We start from the raw sequence: 15,608 nt of genomic DNA on the forward strand, positions 1-15,608 counted from the left end.
TGCGCGTTCGGGCGAAGTATGTCCTGGGGGCTTGCCCCCGGGAAGAACATCGGTTCGCGTGAATAAGGAGGGGGAGGACCATGGAACCGTGAGCGACACCCGCGATGCCAATGGCCGAGCCGGGCCGCAACGATTCTCCCGCGCATCGACGCGCTCGCTTGCGCAAACGTCATCCCGTCTTGCCCATTGGCCGCCGCCGTTCCGCGGCACAGCCACGAAGCCGAAGATCGTCCGCCATAAGCCGGATGAGAAACCACAGCGGGCAAAGCCTCGCGGCTGGCGCCTCACGCGGGCCATGTTCTCCGAATTCGAGGAAGAATGAATCTTCGGCTCGCCTCGGCCTCCTTCTTCAACCGGTCTTCTGTTTCCTGGCGAGCAGCTTCATCTCTCGGAATCTCTTTGCCCAGCCCTCGCGCAGGGTTTGCTGGCCCCGGCCGACCGCGAGCGCGTCATCAGGCACGTTTTTGGTGACGACCGAACCCGATCCTATGTAAGCCCCGGCGCCGATCCTGAGCGGCGCGACCAGTGAGGAGTTGGAGCCGACGAACGCCCCCTCGCCGATCTCGGTGCGGTGCTTGTTGAAGCCGTCATAGTTGCAGGTGATGGTGCCCGCGCCGATGTTGGCGTTGGCCCCCACATGGGCATCGCCGATATAGGTCAGATGATTGACCTTGGCGCCGGCTTCGAGAACGGCGGCCTTGGTCTCGACGAAATTCCCGATCCGCGCGCCCTCGCCCACCGACGTTCCCGGCCGCAGCCGGGCATAGGGGCCGACGGAGGCGTTCCTGCCGATTGATGCCTGTACCAGGTGAGAGAATGCGTGAATTACCGCGCCGTCGGCGATCGTCACGCCCTGCCCGATGATGACGTAGGGCTCGATGGTCACGTCCTTGCCGAATGAGGTATCGGCGGAAAGAAAGACCGTTTCGGGGGCCACCATGGTCACGCCGGCGTCGAGCGCAGCCTTGCGCAGCCGCGCCTGCATGACCTGTTCGGCCTCGGCCAGTTGAGCCTTGGTGTTGATGCCGCGCACTTCGTCCTCGCCGGTTTCGATCACCGCCGCCGTCAGACCCATATCTCCGACGATGCCGACGGCGTCGGTGAGATAGTATTCGCCCTTGCTGTTGGTGTTGCCGATCTTTTCAATGATCCGCAGCGCCGTCCTGCCGTCGAAGGCCATGACGCCGGCGTTGCAAAGCGTCATGCGGCGTTCGTCGGGGCTGGCGTCCGCGTCCTCGCGGATCGCTGTAAGCCGGCCATCGGTCACGATCAGCCTGCCGTACCCCGCAGGATCGTGGGCATGAAAGCCGAGCACGGCCAGAGACGCACCCGCCCGCAACGGCGCCCGCATCCTCGCGAACGTATCGGCCGAGATCAGCGGCGTGTCGCCGAAAGCGATCAGCAGATCGTCGGCGCCGCGGATGATGGCCTCCTTCGCCGCGAGGACAGCGTGCGCCGTTCCCAGGCGCTCGTCCTGGACGAACGTCATGACGTCCGGCCGCACCCGCCTCGCTTCATCCGCCACAGCCTGATGGCCGGGACCAACGACAACCGCCAGCGACGTCCCGGCACCGCCCGGCGCGGCCGCCAGCACATGAGACAACAGCGTCTGTCCTCCCACCGGATGCAACACTTTAGGCAGCGAGGAGCGCATCCGTGTCCCCTCACCCGCGGCCAGCACGATGGTCAGACAATTCCGGCCGCTCATTCGAATCCCCGTGGTTGGCGCATCAAACGTCGCCGTCATTAATCTTTTTTCTCGAAACTGAAAACCGACCGGCTTCCCTGAGATCAGGCGGGTTTCCTGCTAACATTCCGCCATGATTCGGAACGGGGGTCCGGCATCATCATTATGGCGAAGAATCAGAACGGCTTAGCCGAAAGCGCAGGGGCCGATGAAAGCAGCGGCCGGCCGGGCGGCTTTCTTGCCGACGAGGACGGATTCGACCGCCGCACCATATGGCGGCTCGGATCCTGGGGCGTCGGGTCCATCGGAGCCGTCATCGTCGCCCTCCTGGTATACAATTCCGGAGCCGCTCTCCGGTCCCGGCCGCTCGCCGGCGCCGATCTCGCAAAGCCATCGCCGCAGCTGGAGATCGCGCAGGCGGCCGAGAGGAAAATCGAACGCCTTTCGTCCGCCATCGACACGTTGAACAGCGATCGCGACCGGCTGTTCGCCCGTCTCGCCGCACTCGAGCAGGGTTTCGAATCCGTCACCGGCTCCATAAGCCGGAACGCGTCACAGACCAACGCTATGGCAACGACGACCTCGACGCCGGCGGCCAGTGAGCCCGCTCCGGTCCGAGAGCCTGACTCACCGGGCCCAGACGCCTCGACAGCCGCAAATGCGTCCACCGATGCGCCGCTCGCCGCACCGGCCGCTTTCATCACCGCTGCCACAGCGGCAGCGGTGAAGCCTCCGATCGCCGCTTCTTCTCCCGTAGCTGCATCACCGCCCGCGATAGCCGCACATGATCCGCCCGCAACAATACCTGGCGGACAGAGTGAAACGGCCACGCTCGGGACCACGAAATCCGAACCCGGGAAAACCCTTCACCATCACAAGGAGGCGCAGATCGTTGCCGCATCCATTCCCCCGATCGCTGATGCGCCGCAACCACCTCTCCCCGCTCAGGCATCGTCCCCTGAAACGGTGAAAGACATGAGCCCCGTCCCGGTGCCGCGCACCGAGTTCGGCGTCGATCTGGGAAGCGCCGTTTCGATCAAAGGATTGCGAACGCTCTGGCAAAGCCTTCTGAAATCAGAGCCGAAGGAATTGACGTCGCTGCATCCGATCATCGTGCTGAAAGAAAACGGCAACAGCATTCAGATGCGTCTGGTCGCCGGGCCGCTCACCGATGCGGCAACTGCCGCCAGGATCTGCGCGGTGCTGTCCGAGAACGGCCGAACCTGCGGCACCACCGTCTTCGACGGCCAGCGCCTCGCCATGAACGAAGACGGCAAGGACAGCGCCGTTACCCCCGCGACAAAAAAGCCGAAAATAGCGCCTGCGTCGCGACGTCGGCCTGCCCGGAAATCGACGCGAGTCGAGGAGCCGGCACAGCCACCACCTCCTCCTCCGAAGCCGGCAGCATTCAGCCCGTTCTTTTCACGCTGACTCCATCCGGCGGGGGCCGGATTCCGGGTTGTCCGCTCTACCGATCCGGATCATATTCACGCAATGAAAAAAGACCCGTTCCGACTGACGCCTTATCAGGTGCAATGGTTGCTGATCGTGGGATTCCTGAGCGTCGGTTATGCGCTCTATCTTCGCTATCTCGCGATTGAACTATCGACGGTATCACTGGCGTGCGACTCCGGCCTGCAAACCATGCTGTGTCGGGGCCGGAGCATCGCCACCTACCTGTTTCGCAATCAGGTCTTCGGAATTGCGGCGCTGGTCGTCGCGGTGCTGCATGTGATGCGGCCCTCGATCGTGCTTCTGACTGCGGGGTTGAGCGCCGCCGGCTTTGGAATCGTCCTCTACAATGCCGGTCTTTCGGGCCTCGCGATCGGCCTGCTTATCCTTGGGTTTGCGCGGCCCGCGCCCGCCACAGCGTGATCCCGAGCATGGCGTACACCACACAGGTCCAGAGCGACTGCCAGTTCTTCGGGCCTTCGTTAAATCCGATATAGACCGCCGCGATTATCAGCAGACCGGCAAAAGCCGATTCCGCGATGGGGCGAATGCCGGTGAGCGGACGATTGAGCCATGCCAGCGCCCAGCACGGCGCCACGGCCATTGACAACGCGGCGAAGGGAAAATCCCGGTACCGTGGATCGAAGACGAAGCCGAGCGCCGTCTCCGCCGCGATCAAGGTGGTCACGAGCAGCGTTATCCCCAGCATCACGGTCAACACCGAGCCGGTGCGACCCGGGCGCGGACCTATCAATTCGACGAATGTCGGCAGCGCGCGTCCCGACATCAGGGCGTTCGCACCCAGCAGCGGAGCGATGACCCCCGCCGCCAGCAGCACCCCCCAGCGCAGCGAGTTGCCGAGCCCGTAGCTCTCGTAACACAGCTTGTCCGCGGCCACTCCGAGCAGGATTCCCGCCGTCGTCGCCGAGATCGCCACCGCAATCCAGGACATCCACCGCGGTTTCCAGGGCTTCCGCCGCAACGTCAGCATGGCGACCCCGAAGACAAGGACGCATAAGCCCATCCCGGCGCCCATCTGGATCTTCCAGAGCGGGAAATTGCGGACGGGTTCTCCGGCCGGATATTTCAGATCGCGCGGATCAGCCTCGATCAGGCCCCAGTTGCCGCCGACCGTACCTTCGAGCTGGCGCTTCCAGGGCTGGTCATAGGCCTCGATCAGGTTGACGCGGAATTTCTCGCGTTTCGCCATGTCGAGAATTTCGGACACCACACGCGCCTGATTGGCGCGAGATGGCAGCGCGCCTTCCCGCATCCGGCCGGCGCTCGGCCATCCGGTCTCGCCGATCAGGATCTCCTTGGCGGGAAACGACGCCGCGACCTGCTTGCGGATGGCGCCGACATGCGCGGCGGCGTTACGTGAGCGAACAGGAATATCCTCCCAGTAGGGAAGGATATGGATGGTGACGAAATCGACCGCGTCATAGACTTCGCGGTTGCGCAGCCAGTATTCCCAGACGTCCGCGTAGGTCACCGGCACCTTCACCTGCGACTTCACCAGCCGGATGTTCGCCGCGAGATCGGAGGCGGTCATTTCCCCGCGCAGCAAAACCTCGTTACCGACGACGAGCGCGGTGATGACGTTGGGATATTCCTTCGCAAGACCGATCGCGACATTGATCTGGGCCAGATTTTTCAACCGGTTGTTGCCAAGCCAGATGCCCTGGATGACCTTGAGGCCAACCTTCTCGGCGAGAGCGGGCAGCCGGTCGAGGCCGTTCTCGATCGAGTAGGTCCTGACGCAATTCGAGATCTTCGCCAGCTGGGCAAGATCTTCGGCAATCTGCTCGGGCGCGATCTCGATCGTGGCGACCAGCGGGGTCTGTTGCCCCCGGAACGGTGCATAGGACACGCATTCCAGCTTCGCCGCCGGATCGATCGGAGCCCGCGCAAGCCGGATCGGCGCGCCGAGCCACCACCATGCTGCCGCGATCAGACCTAGCGAAATGATGAGAAGCGCCAGTGGCGTGCGAAATGAAATCGGCCCTATCCTCCACTAGAACATTTTTGCTTCTGATCAATCAAAAGCAAAGCTCCAGATTGTTGTTTTAAGACGTTTTCTTCACGCGAACCGGCACCCGCTTCGCTCGCGAACGCGAGAGAGTCGTCCGATTAGCTTGTCGGGACCGTCCTGCCAAGAGCCGCGACCGGGCCACCACAATCATCGGGCCACGTTTGTCCCTGATGCGATCAAACCTCTCATCTGCTGGACAAAATTCAGAATCTCCGTCATTTGGAAATCTTTGCGGACGAATTTGACATTCGCAATCTGCTTGCGCGATCTGCCTGGCGACACCTCGCGAGAGCGAATGATCAGAATCACGCGACCAGGGCGCCTCGCCGCATTGGGGACTAATTTGCCCGTCATTGCGGGCAAGTGGTGCGGCGGGCAAGAGTCGGGGGACTTTCATGCGTCGAATACTGTTTGGATTCGAGAAAGCGTTGTGGCGTGGCCTTGCCGTTCCAGGCTTCGCCTTGCTGTTCGGTATCGGCGGAGCGATCGCGCAAAGCGGTGATCTGCGAGCCCAGGATCAAAACAAGCCGGCGACGGAGAACGGGACAAACGGGGCTGACGGGGCCAAGGACAGCCAGCGTAAAACCGACGAGTTCGTCGAAGCCGCCCGCGTCATCAACGGTCCAGCGGGAAATCCGGAATGCGTCTGGCTCGGCCGCCGCGTGGTTGTCCTGATGTGGCGCGACGACCTGGATACGGCCTTCCGTCATCTCGATCTCTATGATCGCTTCGGATGCCCCGGCGGTCACGTCCAGGCGGCGTTCCGTTGCCTGGTCCGGTTCGGACCCATCGACCCCAAGGCGCCCGATGCGCTGAGCGGTCGCGTTCATGCCTGCTGGATCAATCCGGACGCACAGCCGTCCGGGCAGGATGCCGCGACCTCCCCGCCGGCGGGTCACTCCACCCCTGCGCCCGCAACTCCGGCGCCGCCGCAGCCAGCGCCCGCTCCCGCCACCCCGAAGAAAAAGTAAACGCCACTCCGCCAGAAACAGTTTCGATTTTTGGGATCACGCGGAACCGCCTTCAAAACGCCACGGCACCATACGAGTTGTTAATTATGTCGCAGAATTATGTCTGCTAATGTGTCGGTCGGGCCCAGGGGCAGGTCCGCGTTTCTGGCAGGCACGCCCCTTATGGTTTAGTCGCGATGCGCGCCGTCGTCGCCGTTTTTCTATTTGTGTCCGCCGCGCATGCCGCGCTCTGGGGAGTTCTTCAGGACAAGCAGTCAGCACCCGACTTCAAGGGCGTTCTGACCAGCCTGTCCTACGCGCCCTTTGAAGGCGCCGCGCACCCGGACGTCGACAATATCCCGACTGTCGAGAAGATCCGGACCGACATGAAGGCGCTGGCGCCCCTGACCCGCGCCATCCGTCTGTATTCGTCGACCGGCGGCGTGGAGCTTGTGCCCCCCATCGCCAATGAGTTCGGCCTCAAGGTCATGGTCGGCGCGTGGATCGACAAGTTCGTCGAGCGCAACGAGCGCGAGATGCTCGCCGCCATCGATCTCGCGAAGCACAACGGCAACGTCAACGGAATCGTCGTCGGCAACGAAACGATCTATCGCGGCGATCAGAAGGTTTCGGATCTGATCAAGCTCATTCAGCGCGTAAAGGGCTCCGTGAATGTGCCTGTTACGACGGGTGAAATCTGGAACATCTGGCTGGAGCATCCTGAACTCGCATCATCGGTCGACTTCATCGCCGCGCACATCCTGCCCTATTGGGAAGGCTTTTCGAGCAAGCAGGCCGTCGATCAGGCCCTCATCATCTATCAGAAATTGCGCGACGCCTTTCCCGGCAAGCGGATCGTGATCGCCGAGTTCGGCTGGCCGAGCGCCGGATATAACCTCCGGAACGCCGATCCCGGTTCTTTCCAGCAGGCGGTCACGCTCCGCAATTTTGTAACCAAGGCCCAATCGATCGGCATGGAATACAACATCGTCGAAGCCATCGACCAGCCTTGGAAGTTTTTCGAAGGCGGCGTGGGTCCCTACTGGGGTATCCTCAACGCGGATCGCGAGCCGAAGTTTTCGTGGACCGGTCCCGTCGTCAATGAAGCTTACTGGAAGCTTGCCGGCATCGCGCTTTTGATCGGTATCCTGCTATCCCTGCCTATCCTGCGACTTGTCCGTCCCACGCCGATGCAGACCCTGCTGCTGTCGGTTGCTGCCAACGGCGTCGGCGCCTGGGTCGCGACAGTCTTCGCCTATTGGACCACGCATTACTTCGTTTTCGGTTCGGCTCTCGCGCTGGCGCTCGGATTGACCCTGCTTGTCCCGCTGATCCTGATCGCGATGGCGCGCATCGAGGAGATCGCGACCGTGGCGTTCGGCGAGCGCCCGCGGCGGTTGATTACCAGGGAGGCGGCGGCCGCTGCCCAGGCGGCCAGCGACGCGCCGCTGCCCAAGGTCTCGATTCACGTGCCCGCCTATTTCGAGCCGCCCGAGATGCTCAAGCAGACGCTCGACGCAGTCGCGCGCCTCGATTATCCGAATTTCGAATGCGTCGTGATCATCAACAACACGCCCGATCCCGCCTTCTGGCAACCCATTCAGGATCATTGCCGCGCGCTTGGCGAACGATTCAAGTTCATCAACGCCGAAAAGGTCGAGGGCTTCAAGGCGGGAGCGCTGCGTATCGCCATGGAGCGTACCGCCGCTGACGCCGAGATCATCGGTGTCATCGATGCCGACTATGTGGTGCAGCCCGACTGGTTGAAGGACCTGGTGCCGGCGTTCAACGATCCCAGCGTCGGCCTGGTTCAGGCGCCGCAGGATCACCGCGACGGCGACCGCTCGTTGATGCACTACATCATGAACGGAGAATATGCCGGCTTCTTCGATATCGGCATGGTCCAGCGCAACGAGACCAACGCGATCATCGTCCATGGCACGATGTGCCTGATCCGCCGCGCCGCGATGGATATGGCGGGCGGCTGGGCCGGAGACACGATTTGCGAGGACACCGATCTCGGCCTTGCGATTGCCCAGCATGGCTGGGTCACACACTACACCAACACCCGTTACGGCTACGGCCTGCTCCCCGACACGTATGAAGCCTTCAAGAAGCAGCGACATCGCTGGGCCTATGGTGGCTTCCAGATCGTCAAGAAACACTGGCGCCGCTTTCTGCCGGGCGCGAGCCGCCTGTCGCCAGACCAGAAGCGCGAATTCACCCTGGGCTGGCTCAACTGGCTTGGCGCCGAAAGCCTCGGCGTCGTGGTTGCGATCCTGAACCTGATCTGGGTGCCGATCGTCGCCTTCGCCGACATCGCCATCCCCGACAAGATCCTGACATTGCCTATCATCGCCGCCTTCGTCGTGTCGCTGCTCCATTTTCTGGCGCTGTACCGCCTTCGCGTACCGATAAGAACGGCGCAGATGCTGGGAGCGATGGTCGCAGCCATGTCCGTGCAGTGGACCGTGTCCCGTGCGGTGGCGCAGGGGCTCATCACGGAACACCTCGCCTTCGCACGGACATCGAAGGGCGGACTATCGCGAATGTCGATCGAGTTTCAGGCGTTCTGGGAGGCGGTGATCGGCATTCTCCTGCTGGTCGGAGCCGCGGTGCTGATCGCATCCAACCAGTACAAGGAAGTCACGGAGATCTACATCTTCGCCGGTGTGCTCGTGCTCCAGAGCCTGCCGTTCCTGTCGGCCGTCGCCATCGCCATCCTTGAGATGTCGCGCATCAACCAGTTTTCATTCTGGCGCAATGCGCGTATCCGCAGCGCTGAGCTGATCGGGCTGCGGCCCGCTCCGATGACAACAGGCACGTCGTCGCCCGTCGGCTCCGAGATTCAGCGCGAAACAACCTGATCCCAGCCGCTATCCGTTATTCGCCAGGCTGCTGGAAAGTTTGTCGCTAGAGTCTGTTTCAACTGCGTTGAATCAGACTCTAGAGCGGGATGAGAAAAAGTGTGGTGCGGTTTTCCGCCCGCATCCCGCGTCTCAAAATATTGGAATCGATCACGTTTATGGTTTTGGATCGATTCGATCCAAAACCATCGTGATCTAGCCTTAACTTTTGATCGAGCATGATCTTGTCCGAAAACCGGTTTCCACTTTGCGCTGGCGCGGCCCTTCGGGTCGGGATCATGCTCTAAGGCTCGGATTCGGATGGGTAAACCCGTGATATAGGTCATCCTGCGCCGACACCGGCGCTATTGACCGGCGCGGACTGGCCCCCTACACAGCGCGGCATGTGAGCGCGTAGCTCAGTTGGTAGAGCACGTGACTTTTAATCATGGGGTCGAGGGTTCGAGTCCCTCCGCGCTCACCAAGCAAAATCAATAACTTACAACTCTTTTGCCTCGATTGTCCGCTGATAAAAAATCTCTTATGCACACAATATGCACATAGACGAGGATTCATTATTGCCAGAAAGCGGACTCTCCCTCACTTTGAGGAAGAGTCCGTCCTCAATTCTTCAAACGACCGTGCAGCCCATCGACGCGATCTGTGCCCGCAGCCGGTCAATCAGCCGGTGTGCGCGGTCCAGTTCGGCCGTCAGATTGCGTTCCGATTGCTCGGCACGTTCAGCCCTTACGATGGCAAGCCGCTCGCGCTCCTCTGCCGCCATTCGGACGCGGGTTTCTCCTGCCATTCGGGCCTTAAGCTCTTTGCGGTCGATCATCGCGGCACCGATGCGGAGGCGGCAATATCAATCTCCCCGCGCAGGACGGCCAAGGCTATATCTTTGGCTTCCTGATCCGCCTGTAGCCAGGCGGCAACCAGCGCCAGATTAAGGGCTTGCGCGTCCGCTTTCCTCCATTCAGTCTCTGTGGACCCTGACGCCGGGTTGGCTGCCCGCTGAACATTGTGTGCTCGGACCATGGCCTAACCCACCACCATTAGAGGCGATGACGCCAACGTCCGCAGAAACTGGCCTGATGTGTCGGGGATGCACCCCTCGTCGTATTCCAGAAGCCACGCTACGGCGGCGGCGAGACCCGCCATCGTGGTCGGGGCTGTAGACGTGAGCAGATCGGCAGCTTCTTCGTTCGCCTCGACCGCCGCATCCAGCCTGTCTTCAGCCTCTTGTGTGATCTCGCGCCCATCTCTCAGCGCCTTGACTTCGTCGACGGCGAGCGATGCGGCCACGAACTCTCTGAAAGCCGATCGATGGCGTTCAATGACCGCAAATATCGGATCAATCAGTTGCGGTGCTGCGGCGGCCGGCAGAACAGCGGCTGCAACCGCGCCAGATAGAAAGACCCGTCTCGATGTGGTAGGAATCCTTTCAGCCTGCGCCATGGTCCTGATCCTTGGTTCGGGTTAGGGCCGGGTAGGAAGTTCGCGCTTCCTTCCGGCCTGATTTTACGCTATCATATAATCATGACTGGTCAAGATAAAAAGATAGCAAAAAAGCGCGGCCGTCCCGCGACCGGGACGAGTCCCACAGTCGGTGTTCGTGTTCCTCCCGAACTATCGGCTAAAATTGAAGCGTGGCGAGCGGAGCAACGGCCCATTCCGTCGCAACCCGAGGCCATTCGCCGGCTCGTGGAACAGGCTCTGAAGTTGCGCACCACAGAAGCTGATCCGGTTGGGAAGGAAAAGCGTCCATAGCCCGCATAAACGCCAACGCAAATTGTTTGGACACGAGACGGACATGTGCCTATTTATACGAGCCGGCAACCGTCCGGTCCAGGAATCGAGTCATCCTTGGCCCCGCCCTAGTAGGCGGGGCTCTTTTTTACTGTGCTCAGCGTCGATATTCCACCCGAGTGTGGCCGCCCCGCTACAGCAGCCTTGTGTTTTGTCTCTAGAATGCCAGTCATCGAATCTAACATCGAGGCTCCGTCATGAAAAAGATTCTTGTAACCGCCGCAGCTGTGCTGATGGGCGCGTCGGCTGCTTCCGCCGCTGATTTGGCGGCACGTCCCTACACGAAGGCTCCGCCCTACGTGCCACCAGCACCGATCTACAACTGGACCGGGTTCTATCTGGGTGGTCATATCGGTGGCGCGTTCGGTGGTCCGAACAATGCCCTCGCGCCCGGCTTCTTTACCAATAACGACGGCAGGTTCATGGGCGGCGGTCAGATCGGCTTTGACACGCAGTTCTCGCCGAACTGGGTCTTCGGCATCGAAGCCAACTACAGCTTCCTCGACACCGGCAGCTTCTTCGCCAACCGTGGTCTTGGATCGGTTACTGGTCGGCTCGGCTACACTTGGGGTCCTGCGCTGCTTTACGTCAAGGGCGGCTACGGATGGGCCGACTCGCGCTTCACCAACGGCTTCGCCGGCAACGGCGGCCGTGACGGTTACACCGTCGGTGGTGGCCTGGAATACCTGTTCACCCCGAACTGGTCGGGCAAGGTCGAGTACCAGTACTACGATCTTGGCAATGTAAACTTCGTCGGTCCGATCGGGGCTCCTGGCACGTTCCGCAACGACCAGCACACCGTCAAGGTCGGCCTGAACTATCGCTTCAACTGGGGCGCTCCAATGGGTGCTCCGCTTGCGCCGGGATACTGATCTAGTCAGAACGGATGTGAAGGCCGGCAAGTTTGCCGGCCTTTCTATTTTACTCAGGCGGGCGACGCGCATTCGTGACCGCGCCATTCGCCGCGCTGGTGAGTTGCTGAAACAGATTGAGCCGCAGCAGGGCGCTCGGAACGACATAGCAACTTCGGGTAGTCGCCCACCCGAAGTTACGCGGACAGAAGCAGCGCGGGATGCGGGAATGTCGCCGCATCAAGCGAAGCAGGCTATCCACTGCGCCGTGACATTGATCCTAGTTCACCCTCATCGCCGCTCGCATCTCGGCAAGCGCGGTCTCTAGCAGTTCTCGCGTTGAATCAACATCGCCCGCGTCAAGCAGATCGATAGCGGTCGTGAGCACGAAGTCCACACCGCGAAAACCGTTCTGCAGATTTGCGATGTGCTCCACCACCATCGGCGGGACATCATACCAGATAAAGGGATCATCGGTATCGTTCCAAAGGGGCTCGCTCATCGGTCGCCCTCAAGGGTCGCGTTCGTCCCGAGAATGCCGCCGATCTTCGTCCGTTTCTTCAATGGCGCGGTCACACTCTCGGTGCGCTTTATGAAGCGCCCAATAGCATCGCGATCCTGCAATCTGGCCGGGCTCAGCAGCATGTCAGCAAGCACCTTGTCGGACCGTGAGCGGGTGGTGTCCCGAATGCCTCGCGACACGGCACCGACCGCAGCCGGAATACCCTTCCTGACCGGGGACGATATGACGTCGAGGATCATCTCAGCAGGAATACCTGCCGCCGCGTCCTGCTCTGCCAGCCGCCGCGCGGTCGCGGAATTGCCGAGCGCCTGACGCGACAGCGATGAGAAACCGGATTCCGCATCGAAAACCCGGCTCCACTTCTTTGCCAGAGCCTCGGTTGGCATCAGCGCGGCCACCTTCTGCCGCATGGCCCGTGAGTTGAGATATTTCGTCATGTCCGGCAGCTTCGCCGCGTCGTTTTCCATCTGCGCGCGAATCGCGTTCACCGCACCGATGCGGTACGCCTCACGGTCAGCATCGCTAAGCCTGGCCAGCGTCGCCTTGACTTCATCAGCGGTGACGTTGCGCGTGATCAGGCTGCGGCCTTCCTCGATTGCATCAAGATAGCGCGATGGTCCGGCCCAGGCATTTCGCGCCTCGCCATAGGCCGGGTTCACCGCGTCAACCGCTGCCACAACCTTGTCGCGCACGCCGCTGACAACCCGCGCAATGTTGCCGTTGCCGGCACGGCGTGCCGATTCAATCACATCGTCAGCCTGCTTCTTCCAAGCATCGATCACGGGCATCATCACTTCCTTGCCCGGCGTCCCCTGCAGGCCATACTCGCTTTGCAACGTCAGCTTGAGTTCCTGGCTTTCAAGGATTTTCTTTCCCCATCCGCTCGATGTCGCTTCCTGGAAGGTTCGAACGAGCGCCGGCGATGTCGCCACGTCGAAGCTGTACGCCTCGTCATAGAGCGGCTTGGATGCTCCCTTGCGTTCCACGATCTTCTGTTCAACCGTTTCCGTCAGGTTGCGGTTAGCGCCCGTGAGACGGGACAACTCATCCGAAAGGCGGTCAAGCTGTCCCTGCTGCCGCTCAATGAGCGCGGGAACGACCTTGGTGCGCCCGGCTCCTGGGCTTTGCGCGATGCGCTCCACGAGGCCGCGAACATTCTCACCGCCAGCATCAGCCAGCGACGCGACGCCGGGGCGGTCTTGCGCAAGATCAGCGGCGCGCGCGGCAAGCGATGCAGGCGTGTCAGCATCACGCATGACCGCTCGCCCGAAGTCTGCCGCAGCCCGCCGCGTCGGGTCGATCGTTCCGAGAATTCCCTTGCCGATGTTGGCCGCGCTTTGCATCACATAGGGTGCAGCCGCACCGACCGCAGCACCGCCGACAGCGCCGCCTGCCGCGCCCTGCATCCGATCGGCCAAGCCGCCATCGGCCGCACCCGAGCCATAGGCTGCGCCCGTGCCTGCGCCAATTCCGATGCTGCGGGCGAGCATTGGAAGCTTTGAGAGGCCAGTTGCAGCACTGAGCACGCCCGCTGCCGGTGCGGCAGCGATAGCTCCTGCCAAACCGCCAGCAATCTCGCCGGGAATGCGGATAGCGGGCGAGATAGCCTCATCCCGCGCCCTCTCCCGCCGCAAATTGTCCTCATAGGAGCCGCTGCCGAAAAGTGAGCCAGCTTTTGCCGCCAGTTCGTCGGCATAGTTAGATGTCATGCCATTTGCGAGCGAGCGCACAACATCGTCCGCCATGCCAAGCAGTCCGGCCGGTTTGCTCACCTGCGACCGCGCGAACGCGGCCTGCGCCTCGGACGCGGACGGGGCGTCAATCTCATAGGTTTCACCGCCAGCGGTCTGAAATTGAAAGATGCCCATCTACTTCACCTGCCGCATTCTCGTGCCATTTCCGAGATCGGTCCATCCGTCAGCGCTCGATCCCGATTTGCCGCCACGCTCGAAAGACAATCGCTCCCGCTCAGGCCCTTTGCCCTTGCCGTGGATGATATCGAGGTAAGTGTTTTTGACGCGCAGCAGATTGTCCTTGAACTGCTTCTCCGACTGCGACTGCTCAAGGGATCCGATCACTGACTGCAAAAGCTTGTTCTCACTATCCGAAACCGAACCCAATGCGCCGCCAGTTGGGGAGGCCGCGCGCATGGCCGATAGCTGATCGAATCCGGCATTGGCTTTGATAGTGGTCAGCAAGCTGCCAAGGTCATATGAAGACGTTCCTGGGATATAGCTCAACAAGCCTCCGGTCGCGCCGGTCACTGGCGTCCAACTGTCCTTCGTCAGCTTTAGCGCTCGGTCGATATCCTGCACGACAATGTTTGCTTGCGTGTCCTTGCGCTCTCGCCCCTCCTGATCACCGAATGCTTTCTTGGTCTGCAACTTGCGCCATTCCTTCGGGTCAACACCGGGAGGGATGGCATGCGACGCACCAAACCTTTCGTCAAACGTAGCCGCTCCTGTCGCTTGCGGCGAGGCCGGCGGCACCGGATGTGCTGGCGTCGTGGTCATGGCGCTCGGATCACGCCAGCCATATTGCTCGTTACCGAATTCATCTTTGCTGATCACACCATAAGACGGCTCTTTCGGCTTCGGCCCACTCAACTGTTTTCGCCGCTCGGGATCGTTCATGTCGATCATCCACGATGTGCCGTCTGAAAGGTCCTGCTTCTGCCAGTTTACCTCGCCCTTCTTCTGTCGTTCCGCAAAATGCGCGCGCAGCGCAACGGGGTCGCTCGCCAAATAATTTGCGGTGTTGGCGTCAACGCCCTGCGATTGCAACCATTCAACAGTGTGATTGCGCTGCTGCTGAACCCGCTGCCGTTCCTCACGCTTCGGCGCGTTGAACGCCATCATCCGGCCAGCCATCGCCATCGACTCTTGCGGCGTGGTGCCCATCGCAAGGCCCGCCATAAGGTCGCGAAGGGTCGGTGTAAGGCTTTCGAATGTGCTCATTGTGCCATCTCCCTGCACCGCTCATACAGTGCATCCACCAATTCAACGTCTTTCGCTTTCGGCGCGCCACGCCAATAGGCCAGGTTCTGAATAGTGATCAGTTCAGCGCCGGAAATTAGCTCCGGGTGAGCCTTGATCGTCTCAAGCTTGCGAAACCATCCATCAGGGGCTGTGCTCATTCCACCGCCCCTTTGAAACGTGCTGCCAGCGTTTCCACGCGTTGCAATGTCTCTGCATCAAGGGACCAGGGATTCGCACCGTAACGCCGCAAGTTCCTGATCAACCGGATTTCATCCGGCTTGGTGATGGTCTTGCCAAGCCGGGAATGCAGATTACCAACCGTGTCTCTGAACTTCCGCCATTGCTCAAAGTAAGCCGGACTGCCAACCGGCGGTGGTGCAATTCCAGCCTCGATATCATCCGCCAGACGACGCGCTGTCTCAGCCTCGGCCGCGAACGAGGTCGACGCCGCGAGCTTGCGCAGTTTGTCGGCGCGCATTC

At 61.3% G+C, this 15,608-nt stretch carries 15 protein-coding genes and 1 tRNA gene; 7 read left to right on the forward strand and 9 right to left on the reverse strand.

Features of this window, described 5'->3' with window-relative positions:
- Nucleotides 1-88: 88 nt before the first annotated feature.
- Entirely contained in the window at nt 89-322 is a 234-nt protein-coding gene (locus tag NWI01_RS05820; RefSeq protein WP_141382980.1) for a hypothetical protein, read from the forward strand.
- A 27-nt stretch (nt 323-349) separates the two neighbouring features.
- Here NWI01_RS05820 and glmU read toward each other — a convergent pair whose 3' ends face one another.
- Complete coding sequence (gene glmU, locus NWI01_RS05825; RefSeq protein WP_141382981.1) at nt 350-1,708, reverse strand: bifunctional UDP-N-acetylglucosamine diphosphorylase/glucosamine-1-phosphate N-acetyltransferase GlmU; 1,359 nt, start codon at nt 1,706-1,708, stop codon at nt 350-352.
- Between the two features lie 144 nt (nt 1,709-1,852).
- Here glmU and NWI01_RS05830 point away from each other — a divergent pair, with 144 nt between their 5' ends.
- Both NWI01_RS05830 and NWI01_RS05835 read left to right on the forward strand, forming a co-directional pair.
- Entirely contained in the window at nt 1,853-3,118 is a 1,266-nt protein-coding gene (locus NWI01_RS05830; RefSeq protein WP_141382982.1) for a hypothetical protein, read from the forward strand.
- Nucleotides 3,119-3,181: 63 nt separating this feature from the next.
- Nucleotides 3,182-3,562 carry a hypothetical protein gene (locus tag NWI01_RS05835; RefSeq protein ID WP_141382983.1) on the forward strand — a complete coding sequence of 127 codons (381 nt, stop codon included), beginning with the start codon at nt 3,182-3,184 and terminating at the stop codon, nt 3,560-3,562.
- Here NWI01_RS05835 and NWI01_RS05840 read toward each other — a convergent pair.
- Entirely contained in the window at nt 3,522-5,120 is a 1,599-nt protein-coding gene (locus tag NWI01_RS05840) for a glycoside hydrolase family 17 protein (protein WP_141382984.1), read from the reverse strand. The two genes, NWI01_RS05835 and NWI01_RS05840, sit on opposite strands and share 41 nt — an antisense overlap.
- Nucleotides 5,121-5,566: 446 nt before the next feature.
- Here NWI01_RS05840 and NWI01_RS05845 point away from each other — a divergent pair, with 446 nt between their 5' ends.
- The 3 genes from NWI01_RS05845 (at nt 5,567) to NWI01_RS05860 (ending at nt 9,451) form a co-directional block, all read left to right on the forward strand.
- Entirely contained in the window at nt 5,567-6,142 is a 576-nt protein-coding gene (locus NWI01_RS05845; RefSeq protein WP_141382985.1) for a beta-1-3, beta-1-6-glucan biosynthesis protein, read from the forward strand.
- A 176-nt stretch (nt 6,143-6,318) separates the two neighbouring features.
- Nucleotides 6,319-8,988 (forward strand): glycosyltransferase, encoded by a 2,670-nt coding sequence (locus NWI01_RS05850; RefSeq protein ID WP_141382986.1) that lies wholly within the window; start codon nt 6,319-6,321, stop codon nt 8,986-8,988.
- Between the two features lie 387 nt (nt 8,989-9,375).
- Nucleotides 9,376-9,451: transfer RNA gene (locus NWI01_RS05860), tRNA-Lys, on the forward strand.
- A 147-nt stretch (nt 9,452-9,598) separates the two neighbouring features.
- Here the strand turns inward: NWI01_RS05860 and NWI01_RS05865 are convergent.
- A complete protein-coding gene (locus NWI01_RS05865) occupies nt 9,599-9,805 on the reverse strand; it encodes a hypothetical protein (RefSeq protein WP_141382987.1) in 207 nt (68 codons plus the stop codon).
- Nucleotides 9,806-10,008: 203 nt separating this feature from the next.
- The gene (locus NWI01_RS05870) at nt 10,009-10,425 is read right to left on the reverse strand and encodes a hypothetical protein (RefSeq protein WP_141382988.1); all 417 of its coding nucleotides are present in this window, start codon (nt 10,423-10,425) and stop codon (nt 10,009-10,011) included.
- Between the two features lie 548 nt (nt 10,426-10,973).
- Here NWI01_RS05870 and NWI01_RS05880 point away from each other — a divergent pair.
- The gene (locus NWI01_RS05880; RefSeq protein WP_141382990.1) at nt 10,974-11,648 is read left to right on the forward strand and encodes an outer membrane protein; all 675 of its coding nucleotides are present in this window, start codon (nt 10,974-10,976) and stop codon (nt 11,646-11,648) included.
- A gap of 259 nt (nt 11,649-11,907) precedes the next feature.
- On the opposite strand, the gene NWI01_RS05885 is transcribed toward NWI01_RS05880, so the two are convergent.
- From NWI01_RS05885 to NWI01_RS05905, 5 genes are read right to left on the reverse strand one after another with little or no spacing between them, the layout of a single operon-like run.
- The gene (locus tag NWI01_RS05885; protein WP_141382991.1) at nt 11,908-12,129 is read right to left on the reverse strand and encodes a hypothetical protein; all 222 of its coding nucleotides are present in this window, start codon (nt 12,127-12,129) and stop codon (nt 11,908-11,910) included.
- Nucleotides 12,126-14,018, reverse strand: a complete 1,893-nt coding sequence (locus NWI01_RS05890; RefSeq protein WP_141382992.1) for a hypothetical protein — start codon at nt 14,016-14,018, stop codon at nt 12,126-12,128. The genes NWI01_RS05885 and NWI01_RS05890 overlap by 4 nt, the downstream gene beginning before the upstream one ends.
- Nucleotides 14,019-15,107, reverse strand: a complete 1,089-nt coding sequence (locus NWI01_RS05895; RefSeq protein ID WP_141382993.1) for a hypothetical protein — start codon at nt 15,105-15,107, stop codon at nt 14,019-14,021.
- On the reverse strand, nt 15,104-15,286 hold the full coding sequence (locus NWI01_RS05900; protein ID WP_141382994.1) for a hypothetical protein: 183 nt from the start codon (nt 15,284-15,286) through the stop codon (nt 15,104-15,106). The genes NWI01_RS05895 and NWI01_RS05900 overlap by 4 nt, the downstream gene beginning before the upstream one ends.
- Nucleotides 15,283-15,606 (reverse strand): hypothetical protein, encoded by a 324-nt coding sequence (locus NWI01_RS05905; RefSeq protein ID WP_181410383.1) that lies wholly within the window; start codon nt 15,604-15,606, stop codon nt 15,283-15,285. The genes NWI01_RS05900 and NWI01_RS05905 overlap by 4 nt, the downstream gene beginning before the upstream one ends.
- Between the last annotated feature and the right edge of the window lie 2 nt (nt 15,607-15,608).

The sequence above is a fragment of the Nitrobacter winogradskyi genome, assembly GCF_006539545.1.
Lineage (GTDB): Bacteria > Pseudomonadota > Alphaproteobacteria > Rhizobiales > Xanthobacteraceae > Nitrobacter > Nitrobacter winogradskyi_A.